This is a genomic window from Picosynechococcus sp. PCC 73109 (assembly GCF_001521855.1).
Lineage (GTDB): Bacteria > Cyanobacteriota > Cyanobacteriia > Cyanobacteriales > MRBY01 > MRBY01.
In genome coordinates this window covers 2165125-2177535 of record NZ_CP013998.1, presented here as the reverse complement: position 1 = coordinate 2177535, position 12411 = coordinate 2165125, and the positions used below count along the sequence as shown (strand labels likewise).

Sequence of the window (12411 nt, the reverse complement as noted above, 5' to 3'; positions counted from 1 at the left end):
AAAGCTGTAAAGAAAAGCGAATAATAGTCTCAGGTCGATCCCTTTGGGAAAAATTTGAGGACTTAGCGTAATTTCCAGTTGTAATTTCGGATTATGGGGAACAAAAAAGCAATTTTACCTGTGGCATAAAGATTAACCACCGGGAAAGTTGGTGCTTCGGAATGCAACTTTTCGCTGCAGTTGATTGTCTCTGTCCAGCACAGAGAGACACCATCTAGTTCAGATATGTGGGGGAAGATCATATGCCAGTGCAAATTTATTTCTTGATCGTTGTTTATCTATTCACGATCCTGTGGGAGAAAATTAAATATCAAGATCCTCATTAGGCAGTTGCAGCGGTAGGGTGAAGGTTAGCCAAGCGCCTCGATATTTGGGGTGATTGCGGGCGGTAATTGTGCCGCCGTGGGCAGTAATAATTTGCTGCACGATCGCTAAGCCTAGCCCACTCCCCTGGCGCAAATCGGTATTATCTCCCGGTCTTGTTCTTGCTTGGTCGCCCCGGTACAAGCGCTCAAACACAAATGGCAAGTCTTCTGGATCAAAGCCAACGCCTTGATCGATCACTTCTACGGTAACGAAGTCTGAATCGACTTCAGGGGGAGATACAGTAACAAAAATGGCCTCCCCAACGGGATTGTATTTAATGCCATTGTCAAAAAGATTGAGAAAAACCTGAGTCAGGCGATCGCCATCGGCGGTCATTTTTAATGTGTCTGGCCCCTGATATTGTCGCGTGACTTGTTTTTGTTGGGCGAGGGGGGTGAGGGTTTCCCAAGCATCGTTAATCAACTGCACCAGATCAAAGGTTTGGTAGCTCAGCACCTGATGGGGGTGGGACTCTAGTCGACTCAGTTCTAGCCAGTCCTGGACAAGGTAAAACAAACGATTAATTTCCTTAAGAATTTGACCAGCCCATTTCAATTCCAAGCCCGTTAGACGCTGTTCTAGGGTTTCTGCGAGGAGCCGCATCGCCGTTAGGGGCGTCCGCAATTCGTGGGTCAGATCAGACAGTAATTTTTCTTGGGAACGTTTCAGAATGTGAATCGGCTCTTGGTTTTCTAAAAAAACCGCCACATCGCCACGACTTAAAGGGATAGTGCTTCCCCGCAGGTGTATCGGTTGGTTGGGGCCTTCAGCACGGGTTTGGGCGTCATGGCTCGGAAAAAATTCCCATTCCTGGCTTTGGGCGGTGCGAGCGCTGCGGGTGGTTTCGATGAGCTGGTCTAACTCATAGGAGCGGACTAATTCCAGCAAGAGACGAATTTGCCCTGGCTGCCAACGATTCAAGCACAGGAGCTGTCGGGCCTTTGGGTTGCACAAAATGAGTTGATTATCCATGTCAACCCGCAGATACCCAAAGGGGGCATTTTCGATCACCCGATACCATTGGTCTAACTCTGCCTGGAGTTCTTGTTTTTCTTCGTAGAGGCTTTTTAGTTCCCGGCGGAGGGAAGAAAGGGGCGCAAAGAGAAGCTCGTCACTGGGATGTTCACCGTAGGAGTAAAGCATTTGTCGGACTTGTTGCTTTTGGCGCTGCTGCCAGGTGAAACAAATAATGCCTGCTGTGCCACAGCCAATGATTATCGGAATCCAAATCATGCTTTGATACGGGTGCTTTTGGCGATCGCCGTTATTTGCTAGGGGTTACTCAGGATGATGGCGTTGAGAATGGGGCAGGACTTTCCCATTGGTGGTATTACTATTTAGAAACCACCGTGCCGTTCTTCGCCTGACAACATGGATCTTACCCTGTTCCTCCAGCAACTTCTCAATGGTCTTTCCATTGGTAGTGTCTACGCGATTTTTGCCCTGGGTTATACCCTTGTTTTTTCGATTCTTGGCATTATTAACTTTGCCCACGGAGCGATTTTTACCCTAGGCGCTTACTTCACTTATCTCTTTGCCGGGGGACAATTTGGCTTCAATGGCTTCTTGGCCCAGGTGAAATTACCCTTTGCTCTACCCTTTGGTTTGGCGTTGTTAATTGGCTGCGGTTTCGCGGGCTGCGTTTCGATGTTAGTAGAATGGCTCGCGTTTCGTCCTTTACGCCTCCGGGGCGCCGATCCCCTCCTGAGTTTGGTTTCCAGTCTGGGGGCTGCCGTGGTGATTGTGAATGGGATTCAGCTGTTGGTGGGCGCAGAGATTTATACGTTTCCAGCGGATATTTACGGTGGTTTGCCGGAGTCGATTAATTTTGGCTCTCCAGAGCGACCGATTCTGATCCGGACAGTACAGCTCATTATCTTGATGGTTTCCGCACTGGTTGTGACCCTGTTGACCTATGGCATGACCCGAACGAAATTTGGGAAAGCGATCCAAGCGGTGGCAGAGGATAGTACGACTGCCAGCTTGTTGGGGATTAATACGGAACAGGTGGTGCGGGTGACGTTTTTTGTGAGCGGTGCCTTGGCGGGACTGGCGGGAACATTGGTGGGTTCTAGCGTGAGCATTGCGGGGCCTTATTTCGGCATTAGCTACGGTTTGAAGGGATTAGGCGTAATTGTTCTAGGGGGTTTGGGGAATATTCCGGGAGCGGTGCTGGGCGGTTTAATTATCGGCATGGCAGAAGCGTTTATTCCAGCGGATTTTTCAGGATATCGGGAGGCGATCGCCTTTGCGTTACTGTTTGGGATGTTGCTGCTCCGGCCCCAGGGGTTATTGGGCCAAAAAACGATTCAAAAGGTGTGAGATGGCGACATTTTTGAGTACCTATGGCTATTTGATCGTCTCGACTCTCCTGGGGGCACTGTTGGGGATATCGGTTTACCTACCGTTGATGGCGGGACAGCTTTCTCTCGCGACACCGGGTTTCTATGCCCTGGGGGGTTACATTGCGGCGATCCTCTCGACCCAGGCGATCGCCTTTACGGGGCCAACCTTTCCACTGCCTTGGCTCCTGGGGGAAATGGCCTTGGCGGGGTTAGCCTCTGGGATTGTTGCTCTGATCATTGGCGTGCCTGTGTTGCGGTTGCGGGGGATTTATTTGGCGATCGCCACCATTGCTTTAGTGGAAATTGTCCGGGTATTGTCGCTAAATTTGCCCATTACCGGGGGCGCTGTGGGGATTTTTGGCATTCCCCAACCCTTTCGCAGTCCCCTCGGTTATCTGTGGTTGGTGGGGCCATTGCTAATCATCGTGGGCGTTCTAGTGTGGCGTCTAGAAAATACGAAGGTGGGCCGTGCCTTTAACGCCATCCGTGAGGACGAACTCGCCGCCAGTGCCATGGGTATTAACCCAACTCAATATAAGGTGTTGGCGTTTGTACTGGGGGCAATTTTAGCGGGTGTTGTTGGGGCGATCGCCGCCCATTTTCTCAACACCTGGAATGCGCGCCAGGGTACCTTTGATGCCAGTATCACCTACCTAGCCTTTGTGTTGGTCGGGGGCAGTCGTACTTTTTTAGGGCCGATTCTGGGGGGCATTGTCCTCACGGCTCTCCCGGAAGTGCTGCGGGGTCTAGGGGATGCGCGGCTGATCTTTTTCGGTTTGCTTTTGCTGCTGGGGACGATTTTTTATCCCCAGGGTTTGATTACCCCCGAACTGCTACGTCGTTGTTTACCCACTGCCTTGAAGCCTAAAATCTAATTTTTAGCGTTAAATCGCCGCTTTTTTCCCTTGTTTGACCAATTTATCTTGAAATAATGGAAACACTCACCTTCACTCGCCCCGATGACTGGCATTTGCACCTCCGCGACGGGGAAGCGCTCAAGGCTGTTTTGCCCGATACGGTGCGCCAATTTGCCCGGGCCATTGTGATGCCCAACCTCAAGCCCCCCGTGCGGACCGTTGCTGAGGCCGCTGCCTACCGCGATCGCATTTTGGCCGCCATTCCCCCAGGGCAAACCTTTGAACCCCTGATGACCCTCTACCTCACGGACAATACCAGTCCTGCTGAAATTCAGGCGGCGAAAGAATCCGGGTTTGTGAAAGCGGTGAAATATTATCCCGCTGGTGCCACAACCAACTCTGACTTTGGCGTCACAGATATCCGCAAATGTGATGCTGTGTTTGAGGCGATGCAAGCGGTTGATCTGCCCCTGCTGCTCCATGGAGAGGTGACCGATCATCGGGTGGATGTGTTTGACCGGGAAAAAGTTTTTATCGAAACTTATCTCCGTCCCCTGAAGGAACGCTTTCCGCAGCTACGCATTGTTTTAGAGCACATCACCACCAAAGATGCGGTGGAATTTGTCCTGGCGAGCGATGAAAAAGTGGCGGCGACGATTACCCCCCAACATTTGCTGTTCAATCGCAACCGTATTTTCCAGGGCGGCATTCGGCCCCATTTCTACTGTTTACCGATCTTGAAACGAGAGACCCACCGGGAAGCCCTGTTAGAAGCGGCAACCTCTGGCAATCCAAAATTTTTCCTCGGCACCGATAGTGCGCCCCATGGCCGCGATCGCAAAGAAAGTGACTGCGGTTGTGCGGGGTGTTATTCGGCACTCCATGCCCTAGAGCTATACGCCACGGTATTTGAAGCAGCAGATGCCTTAGATAAACTTGAAGGTTTTGCCAGTTTCCATGGGCCAGATTTTTACCAACTGCCCCGCAACACCGCAAAAATTACTTTGACGAAAACCCCTTGGCAGATCCCTGAGGCGTTGCCTTTTCCGGAATCAAGTCTTGTGCCCCTTTGGGCTGGCCAGGAATTGAGCTGGAAGTTTACCCCAGTCGCCTAGGAATTTTCGTACCAACTGGCGCGCCAGGCGGCCTCGGCTTCGGCGATCGCCAAATCCTGTTTTGCCTTTTGGTAATACTTTTGCAAATTACGGAGCTTATCAACCTGTTCCCGGAGACGGCGGCGCTGGGCCGACACTTCCGGTTCCGTAAACTCGACTTCTGAAACTTTGAGGTGTACGGCCGTTAGGTGGGTACGGTGCTTCCTCTTCTTCTTTTTTTTACCCAGTTCAGCTTCGATGACGACGTTTACTAAATGGCTCGGCATCTGACCGCCATGCTGTTGATTATCGGCTTGGATCGCCATATCGAGGACGGTGGTTGGGATATTTTCCGGGAGAATCTTGGCGTCCTGGAGCTGGTGATTAACCGTTTGGGAGACTTGGTTAAGGGTGCGACGAATACGTTTTTCAGTGGTTTTGCACCATTCGAGCCAATAGTCTGGGCTATTTTCATCGGTGGAGACTTCGACCGCAGGCCCCTGCATCATTTCGGCCAAACTATCGGCGATGCGCTCTGCCAACTGGGACAATTCCCGCCGCTTTTCTTTGTCTTCGAGTTGGGTTGGTAGTTGATCATCTTTATCTATTTTGTCTTCTGGCTGCTCATCGGTGGCGATCGCCTGATCGAGGCTTTCAAAAACTTCAAACAATTCTTGATCAAGATCCTCGCTATTTTCCATGTCGCCAGCATCAACAAAAAATTCGGCCATTACTTCCGATTCCGCTTCACTCGGCTGATCCTCTGGCTCCGTTAGGAGGGTGTGTAGGCGTGTCTGGAGATCGATTCCCAATTGACGCAGTTCCTGTTGTAGGGCTTGCCGCTGACTATGGGAAAGTTGCAAAAACTTTTGAGGATAAATCTGGGTGCAGAGTTGGTAACTGGCGAGAACCAATTGACGTTTGAGGCTATCTCCGAGGCAATTGAGGTAATCGCCATAGGCGCTGGTCAGGGCTTCACGCACCCCCACTACCCGCTCACTAATGGTGGCTAAATCTCGACGAACCTGTTCAATTGCTTTGACCATTCACTTCCTAAATTTTATTGGTGTACGGGGGCTTATTTGGACGGGTAACGATGTAACGATTGCAAAAATTAAACCTCAAGATGTTTTATTGTCTGAGATGGTCGACGAAAAGGAAAGGGAGGATGCCGCACTCCCCAAGGGGCGATCGCCCCACCTAAGCCGTCAATTTCTGCTAGGGAAAGTCAAGACGACGAATGTTGCCTAGCTGTCCCCCTTTTTCCTAAGCTTAGACAATCAGCCCCCAAAGCTGACCCCAATCTTTTTAGAAAATCCTTTACCAAACCATTTATCAAATTATCAAAGCAATTTCCTATGTCCCACTCTACCGATGCCCATACCCTTGCCCGCTGGATGGCAGGAGAATTTTCTAACGAAGCCCAGGCCCTCGCCAATCCGCCCCTCTGGGCTCACATCAAAGTTTGTATGCGCCCCCTGCCTAATCAATTTTTCGATGGCTATGGCCTCTACCTCGAACAGGCCTACAGCTCTGATACCTCTGCTCCTTACCGTTTGCGCTTGTTTCATATCAAGCCCGTCGATGACCACATGGAACTGGTGCATTACAAACCCAAGGATGATGCCAAAACCAAATATATGGGTGCTGCCCGCAACCCTGCCATGATGCAGCACTTTGACATGGCCGATCTAGACCCGATGCCCGGTTGCGACATGATCGTCACCTGGAGTGGGACGAGCTTTAAGGGCACTGTCCAGGCCGGAAAAGGCTGCCGGGTTGTGCGTTATAACAAAGAGAGCTACCTCGATAACAGCTTTGAAATCACCGATAACGCCTTGATCAGTATTGATCGCGGTCGTGATCCGGTTACCGATAAAATCCTCTGGGGCTCCCTGGCAGGGGCGTTTGAGTTTGAAAAGATCAACAATTTCTCTGGGGAAGTTCAACCCCATTAACCTCTAAAATAAAATTCATCACAATTAGGAGAGAAGCAAAAATTATGGCGGCTAAACTAAAGAAAGGAAGCCTTGTGCGGGTGATTAAAGAACAATTCACCAATAGCCTCGAAGCGAAAGCGAGTGATTCCCGTTTACCCGCCTACTTTTTCGGAAGCCAAGGCGAAATCCTCGATCTCGACGATGAATACGCCTTTGTGCGTTTCTATACCCCAACCCCCAGTGTTTGGCTCCGTCTCGATCAACTCGAAGCTGTCTAAATTTGGAATAGTCCCATGTGTGCGATCGCCGTCCCTTCCATTTCCTGTAAAGCGCCCCAAGTGACGGTGATCGGTGCCGGGAAAGTCGGTAGTACCCTAGCCCAACGGGTCATCGAAAAAAACCTCGCGGATGTGGTCTTGCTCGATATTGTTGAAGGTCTTCCCCAAGGCATTGCCCTTGATTTATACGAGGCCCAGGGTTTAGAAGGGCACCATAAAACCATTCTCGGCACCAATGATTATGCTGATACAACGGGTTCCGACATTGTGGTGATTACCGCTGGGCTGGCCCGCAAGCCCGGCATGAGCCGAGAAGATCTGCTCCATTACAATGCCAAGATCGTTGTCCATGCCGCAAGGGAAGCTATGGAGCGCAGCCCCCAAGCCATTTTTATCGTGGTGACAAACCCGATGGATGTGATGACCTACCTCACCTGGAAAGTGACGGGTTTGCCAGTGAACCATGTGTTGGGGATGGGAGGCGTCTTAGATTCAGCCCGTTTACGCACCTTTATTGCGATGGAACTAGGGGTCAGTACCGGGGATGTTTCAACCCTCGTCCTTGGGGGCCATGGAGATTTAATGGTGCCGTTGCCCCACTACTGTACGGTGAGTGGTATCCCAATTACTGAGTTGATGGATGCCACTAAAATTCAAGGGTTAATTGAACGCACCCAGAACGGTGGCGCAGAGATTGTGTCCCTCCTTAAAACGGGCAGTGCTTTCTATGCCCCGGCTTCGTCTGTTTGTCACATGATTGAGTCCCTCATTCAGGATCAATCTCGTCTGTTACCTGCCTCGGTTTATCTGCAAGGTCAGTATGGTTTGACGGATTTGTTCTTGGGGGTGCCCTGTCGGTTGGGGTGCCGGGGCGTAGAAGCAATTGTTGAGATCCCTTTGACCGATGCTGAACTGGCACAATTGCATCGCTCTGCGGCTTCGGTACGGGATAGCCGAGATCAGGCCCTCTCTAAACTGAGTTTTTGATAGACCGTCCATGGCAGTGTCGTTGGAATATTGGTTAATTTCCCTGGAAAAACTGGGACAGTCGAAGGCACTGTGGTGGCTCTTGAGCGATGACGAACGACAGCGGGCCAAGGAGTTTAAATTCCTAGACTTGCAACGGCGTTTTATTCTGGCACGGGCTGGTTTACGGCAAATCCTTGGGTTTTATCTCCAGCGAGATCCAAGGGCGATCGCCTTTGATTATGGTGACCACGGGAAACCGCTATTGCCGGACATTGCGTTTAATTTATCCCACACAAAAAAATTAGCCCTTTGTGCCATTAGCTTAGATGTTCCCCAAGGTCACTTAGGGGTGGATTTAGAAGCAAAAAGACGAAAAAGTGACATTTTAGGGCTTGCAAACCGATTTTTTACAGCAGCAGAATTTGATTTCCTGCGACAGCTCCCAGAAACAGTGCAACAATCGGCCTTTTTACAACTCTGGACAGCCAAAGAAGCTTATCTAAAAGGCACCGGTTTGGGCTTACAGGGGGGATTAGATGCCGTTGAAGTGCACCTAAAACCCACGCCCCAACTCATTACCCCCGCCCCGCAATCTTGGTCATTATTTTTGGGGGAGCCGGATCAAAATCATTGGGGGGCGATCGCCATTGATCAACCCGGTGCCCAGTTTACAAACCGGGGGGAATGGATGCTATATGATGGGGCAGTTTGAGGCTTTCCTTCGTCTTTTTAAAACAAGCTTTTTAATCTCCATCCCTATAAAAATCACAAATCACTATGGTCGGCTATCTCGTCTATCTCACCATCTCAGCGGCAACCTATGGCATTTTTTGTCTGGGCCTCAATTTGCAATGGGGCTTTACGGGCCTGATTAACTTTGGTCATGTGGCTTTTATGACCGTCGGTGCCTACACCACAGTTTTACTCTCCAGCCAAGGCGTACCCTTACTGCTTTCTCTCGCCATTGGGGCTGGGGTCGCGGCTTTACTGGGGCTGCTCATTGGCCTCTCAACCCTGCGGCTGCGGGAAGATTATTTGGCAATTGTGACCATTGGGGTGTCTGAATTGGTGCGGTTGGTGGCCCTCAACGAAGAATGGTTAACCAGGGGAGCCTTTGGGGTGCAGGGTTATCCGTTGCCCCTGGGAAGTTTTCGACCGAACCAAGTGGGTAAGATTTCTTTGATTTTTTGGTTGACGATCATTGCAATTTTTGCGGCATGGCAACTGTGGCGGGGGTTGCGCTGGCGCTGGAAAAAACTCAAAAAACAGGAAAAATCTGGTTTAGGGGTGATTGTCTGGGGCATCCTTGGGGGCGGCATCATCACCAGTTTGTTTATCAATGGCTGCATTGCCCTCCAAAATTACAACTACAAAGCAGGGCTGATGTTGCTGTCGGTGGTTGCCTTGACTTTGGTGTATGCCGGTCTGGAATATCTGGTGCAATCCCCCTGGGGTCGGGTGCTGAAGGCGATTCGCGAAGATGAGGAAATTCCCCGTGCCCTCGGTAAAAATGTTTTTTGGTATAAGTTGCAGGCCTTTATGCTCGGTGGGGCGATCGCCGGTGGAGCGGGTTCTTTTTATGCGTGGCAGTTGACCAATGTTTATCCGGCTAATTTTGATCCGTTAGTCACCTTCAACGCTTGGACGATTGTGGTGTTGGGCGGCGCTGGCACGAATCCCGGTACTTTAATTGGTGCGCTCATTTTCTTTGCCTACGACTCCCTGACGCGGTTTGTGTTGCCCCAGTTAAATTTGGTGGATGATGCCCGCCTCGGCGCATTACGGATTATGGTGATTGGTCTAATTTTGATGGTGCTGATGGTATGGCGGCCCCAGGGAATTTTGGGGAATAAAGATGAGTTGACCCTTGGTAAATAATTGGCAAAATTTCCGGCATTACTGTCATTACTGCTGAGATAAACATAACGTCCTGGCATTTCCTACGTTAATCTAGTTAATCTATGGGAAATGCTTTTTTATCGCCCATTATCTCCGTTCATTTGCCATGTCTACCGTTAGCTTACTTGCGGCCCAAGCCTACGAACTGCCCGAACTGCGCCAATCCCTTGAAACTTTGCTGGAGCCTTTGGGGGGGATGGCGGCTTTTGTGAAACCAGGCGATCGCGTTTTGCTAAAACCAAATATGCTCACCGGGGCGCGACCGACCAAAGAATGCATTACCCGTAAGGAAGTGGTTTACTGCGTCGCCCAGGTGGTTTTAGAAGCAGGCGGCAAACCCTTTATTGGTGACAGTCCGGCGTTTGGATCGGCCCAGGGGGTCGCGAAAAATAACGGCTATTTACCCTTGCTCGAAGAGTTGGGGATTCCCCTGGTGGAATTCCATGGCAAACGGTACCGCACGGCAGGGGACAACTACCAAAATTTACGCCTCTCGAAGGAAGCAATGGAGGCGGATGTGGTGATTAATCTGCCCAAGGTAAAATCCCACATGCAACTCACCCTGACCCTGGGTGTAAAAAATTTGTTTGGTTGTGTGCCTGGGAAAATGAAAGCTTGGTGGCACATGGAAGCGGGCAAAGATCCCGAACAGTTTGCGACGATGCTCATCGAAACGGCCCAGGCGATCGCCCCGGATTTGACAATTCTTGATGGGATTATTGGCCATGAGGGAAATGGCCCCAGTGGTGGTGAACCGAAGCAATTGGGCGTATTGGGGGCTTCTACGGACGTTTTTGCCCTAGACCGGGCGATGGTGGATATTTTAGGCGTTGAACCGGAATTAGTGCCGACGGTGGCGAAATCCATGGAACTAGGACTCTGTGGTGATCTGGCAAACATTCACTTTCCCCTAGCGACGCCGCAACAGTTGGCGATCGCCGATTGGAAACTCCCCGAAGCCCTAATGCCCATCGACTTTGCCCTACCCCGCATTCTCAAGTCCACTTTTCGACACCTCTACATTCGCTTTATCAAAGAACCCATGGCTTCCTATAGCGGCAAGTAGGTTGAGTTTGGCCCTGCCTAGTTGCAAAATTTAGTCTGGGCCAGCACAAATTATCTAACCTAGAATGCCTTCTCGAACAATTGCAGCTTTTGGTTTCCTGTAAACTAAGCGGGTGAGGGGAATCGAACCCCTATCATCAGCTTGGAAGGCTGAGGTTTTACCACTAAACTACACCCGCAAGCGGTTTAGACACTCACACAAATCTAGCATCTTTAAGTCACTTTGACCAGAAAAATCATAAATTTTTTCTCTTCTCCCCCAAGGGATTGTTACCGGAAAAATTGTGGTTTAGTCGCGGTACGAGATTCTAGGTATTGGGTCATTAATAGGCTGAGGAAAGAAATCCCTGTCAAAATCGCCACAAATATGGCCGCAAGGGTCTGATCGCCCGTTTGCACCGCTTCATAAATGGCCATGGGCATCGTTTGGGTTAACCCAGGGATATTGCCAGCTACCATCAGGGTTGCGCCAAATTCACCGAGGGCCCGGGTAAAACTCAGCAAAATTCCCACTAAAACGCCACGGTTTGCTAACGGCAGCCACACCCGCCAAAAAATTTGCCATTCCGATTGTCCCAGGGTCGCCGCTGCCTCCAAATAAATAGGATTGACGCTTTGTAGGGCTGCTTTGGTGGTTTTGAACATAAGTGGCAGAGCCATGACCGTCGCCGCGATGGTGGCCCCTTGCCAGGAAAAAATTAGGCGAATTTGAAACCATCGAGCTAACCAGAATCCCAGTAAACTCTGTTGACTCAAGAGTTGTAGTAAATAGAAGCCAACGACGGTGGGCGGCATCACCAAGGGTAAAGTGGCGATCGCCTCTAGCCAAAATTTCCCCCAGAACTGATAGCGCACGACGCCATAGGCCAATCCTCCCCCAAAAAACGTCGATAAAATTGTAGCGAATCCGGCCACCTTGAGGGAAATCCACAGGGCAGGCAATACAACGGCGATCGCCTCAGGCGAGAACATCAAACCCCAGACCTCAAAACGCGCTTAAAGTTCAAAAAACAGCGGAGAATCCCAGAAAAAATCTCGATTTGCCGGAAAATTGTCAATTCAATCACGTTTTTTCCAAGCCAATTTATCGATACTAAAATAGAGTTAACCCCCGAAACAAGTCAGCATTTGTTTGGCGATCACCCCAAAATCCCCTACACCAAATTTTCCCATCATCGCTCCGCACACCCATCATTTTTATCAAGGGATCATCTCAATGCACTCTTCTCCTAGTAATCGTCATCACCTTCATTATTCTGGCCTTTTTCGCAACCGACGCTTTGATTTATTCCAATCCCTACGATTTTGGCTCAATGCCATCGAATTCACGACCCCCGAAGCCGCCCACCTCGTCTGCCGCTTGATTCCCGCCCAATGTCCCTTTGCCCGCGATGTGAGCCTTTTAGGGCGCGTTTTATTTAGTATTCCGCCCTTGTGTAAACTCAACCCCCTCTATAACGAACTGGTCGCACTCCGCTTCCGAGCCCTCACCTTCCTCGCCGAAACCGGTGAAGACATCAATATGTACTGCCAATGAGAAACACAGCCCTATGGCAGATCCCACAACCTGAGATACACTAGGTCAAGAATCAATTACC

General features: G+C 50.3%; 13 protein-coding genes and 1 tRNA gene. 10 read left to right on the top strand and 4 right to left on the bottom strand.

Annotation, left to right across the window (positions count from 1 at the left end; translation table 11 throughout):
- Positions 1-303: 303 nt before the first annotated feature.
- Positions 304-1599 carry a PAS domain-containing sensor histidine kinase gene (locus AWQ23_RS10525; RefSeq protein ID WP_062435185.1) on the bottom strand — a complete coding sequence of 432 codons (1296 nt, stop codon included), beginning with the start codon at positions 1597-1599 and terminating at the stop codon, positions 304-306.
- 138 nt (positions 1600-1737) lie between these two features.
- Between AWQ23_RS10525 and AWQ23_RS10520 the strand changes: the two genes are divergently transcribed.
- From AWQ23_RS10520 to pyrC, 3 genes are read left to right on the top strand one after another with little or no spacing between them, the layout of a single operon-like run.
- A complete protein-coding gene (locus AWQ23_RS10520; RefSeq protein WP_030006650.1) occupies positions 1738-2688 on the top strand; it encodes a branched-chain amino acid ABC transporter permease in 951 nt (316 codons plus the stop codon).
- 1 nt (position 2689) lies between these two features.
- Positions 2690-3586, top strand: a complete 897-nt coding sequence (locus tag AWQ23_RS10515) for a branched-chain amino acid ABC transporter permease (protein ID WP_062435183.1) — start codon at positions 2690-2692, stop codon at positions 3584-3586.
- Between the two features lie 56 nt (positions 3587-3642).
- Positions 3643-4683: a dihydroorotase gene (gene pyrC / locus AWQ23_RS10510; protein WP_062435180.1), complete on the top strand. Its 1041-nt coding sequence runs from the start codon at positions 3643-3645 to the stop codon at positions 4681-4683.
- Here the strand turns inward: pyrC and AWQ23_RS10505 are convergent.
- On the bottom strand, positions 4680-5708 hold the full coding sequence (locus AWQ23_RS10505) for a hypothetical protein (RefSeq protein WP_062435178.1): 1029 nt from the start codon (positions 5706-5708) through the stop codon (positions 4680-4682). The genes pyrC and AWQ23_RS10505 overlap by 4 nt on opposite strands.
- 312 nt (positions 5709-6020) lie before the next feature.
- On the opposite strand from AWQ23_RS10505, the gene AWQ23_RS10495 reads away from it, so the two are divergent.
- The 6 genes from AWQ23_RS10495 to AWQ23_RS10470 all read left to right on the top strand — a co-directional run bounded on the left by AWQ23_RS10495 (position 6021) and on the right by AWQ23_RS10470 (position 10814).
- Entirely contained in the window at positions 6021-6620 is a 600-nt protein-coding gene (locus tag AWQ23_RS10495) for a chromophore lyase CpcT/CpeT (RefSeq protein WP_030006655.1), read from the top strand.
- 44 nt (positions 6621-6664) lie between these two features.
- A complete protein-coding gene (locus tag AWQ23_RS10490) occupies positions 6665-6880 on the top strand; it encodes an NAD(P)H-quinone oxidoreductase subunit O (protein ID WP_012307699.1) in 216 nt (71 codons plus the stop codon).
- Positions 6881-6895: 15 nt separating this feature from the next.
- Positions 6896-7867, top strand: coding sequence for a malate dehydrogenase (gene mdh, locus AWQ23_RS10485; protein ID WP_062435172.1), 972 nt, complete (start codon positions 6896-6898; stop codon positions 7865-7867).
- 10 nt (positions 7868-7877) lie between these two features.
- Positions 7878-8561 carry a 4'-phosphopantetheinyl transferase superfamily protein gene (locus AWQ23_RS10480; RefSeq protein WP_062435170.1) on the top strand — a complete coding sequence of 228 codons (684 nt, stop codon included), beginning with the start codon at positions 7878-7880 and terminating at the stop codon, positions 8559-8561.
- A 65-nt stretch (positions 8562-8626) separates the two neighbouring features.
- On the top strand, positions 8627-9727 hold the full coding sequence (locus AWQ23_RS10475; RefSeq protein ID WP_062435168.1) for a branched-chain amino acid ABC transporter permease: 1101 nt from the start codon (positions 8627-8629) through the stop codon (positions 9725-9727).
- Between the two features lie 127 nt (positions 9728-9854).
- Positions 9855-10814, top strand: a complete 960-nt coding sequence (locus AWQ23_RS10470) for a DUF362 domain-containing protein (RefSeq protein ID WP_062435166.1) — start codon at positions 9855-9857, stop codon at positions 10812-10814.
- A 107-nt stretch (positions 10815-10921) separates the two neighbouring features.
- Here AWQ23_RS10470 and AWQ23_RS10465 read toward each other — a convergent pair.
- Positions 10922-10992, bottom strand: a tRNA-Gly gene (locus tag AWQ23_RS10465).
- 91 nt (positions 10993-11083) lie between these two features.
- Positions 11084-11785 carry a molybdate ABC transporter permease subunit gene (modB, locus tag AWQ23_RS10460; RefSeq protein WP_062435164.1) on the bottom strand — a complete coding sequence of 234 codons (702 nt, stop codon included), beginning with the start codon at positions 11783-11785 and terminating at the stop codon, positions 11084-11086.
- Positions 11786-12029: 244 nt separating this feature from the next.
- On the opposite strand from modB, the gene AWQ23_RS10455 reads away from it, so the two are divergent.
- Complete coding sequence (locus AWQ23_RS10455; protein WP_045441732.1) at positions 12030-12350, top strand: Mo-dependent nitrogenase C-terminal domain-containing protein; 321 nt, start codon at positions 12030-12032, stop codon at positions 12348-12350.
- Positions 12351-12411 lie beyond the last annotated feature (61 nt).

What these genes read in the sequence shown, in the direction of transcription:
- AWQ23_RS10525 (WP_062435185.1), bottom strand. Translation starts at nt 1,599, where the DNA reads ATGATTTGGATTCCGATAATCATTGGCTGTGGCACAGCAGGCATTATT.
- AWQ23_RS10520 (WP_030006650.1), top strand. Translation starts at nt 1,738, where the DNA reads ATGGATCTTACCCTGTTCCTCCAGCAACTTCTCAATGGTCTTTCCATT.
- AWQ23_RS10515 (WP_062435183.1), top strand. Translation starts at nt 2,690, where the DNA reads ATGGCGACATTTTTGAGTACCTATGGCTATTTGATCGTCTCGACTCTC.
- pyrC (WP_062435180.1), top strand. Translation starts at nt 3,643, where the DNA reads ATGGAAACACTCACCTTCACTCGCCCCGATGACTGGCATTTGCACCTC.
- AWQ23_RS10505 (WP_062435178.1), bottom strand. Translation starts at nt 5,708, where the DNA reads ATGGTCAAAGCAATTGAACAGGTTCGTCGAGATTTAGCCACCATTAGT.
- AWQ23_RS10495 (WP_030006655.1), top strand. Translation starts at nt 6,021, where the DNA reads ATGTCCCACTCTACCGATGCCCATACCCTTGCCCGCTGGATGGCAGGA.
- AWQ23_RS10490 (WP_012307699.1), top strand. Translation starts at nt 6,665, where the DNA reads ATGGCGGCTAAACTAAAGAAAGGAAGCCTTGTGCGGGTGATTAAAGAA.
- mdh (WP_062435172.1), top strand. Translation starts at nt 6,896, where the DNA reads ATGTGTGCGATCGCCGTCCCTTCCATTTCCTGTAAAGCGCCCCAAGTG.
- AWQ23_RS10480 (WP_062435170.1), top strand. Translation starts at nt 7,878, where the DNA reads ATGGCAGTGTCGTTGGAATATTGGTTAATTTCCCTGGAAAAACTGGGA.
- AWQ23_RS10475 (WP_062435168.1), top strand. Translation starts at nt 8,627, where the DNA reads ATGGTCGGCTATCTCGTCTATCTCACCATCTCAGCGGCAACCTATGGC.
- AWQ23_RS10470 (WP_062435166.1), top strand. Translation starts at nt 9,855, where the DNA reads ATGTCTACCGTTAGCTTACTTGCGGCCCAAGCCTACGAACTGCCCGAA.
- modB (WP_062435164.1), bottom strand. Translation starts at nt 11,785, where the DNA reads ATGTTCTCGCCTGAGGCGATCGCCGTTGTATTGCCTGCCCTGTGGATT.
- AWQ23_RS10455 (WP_045441732.1), top strand. Translation starts at nt 12,030, where the DNA reads ATGCACTCTTCTCCTAGTAATCGTCATCACCTTCATTATTCTGGCCTT.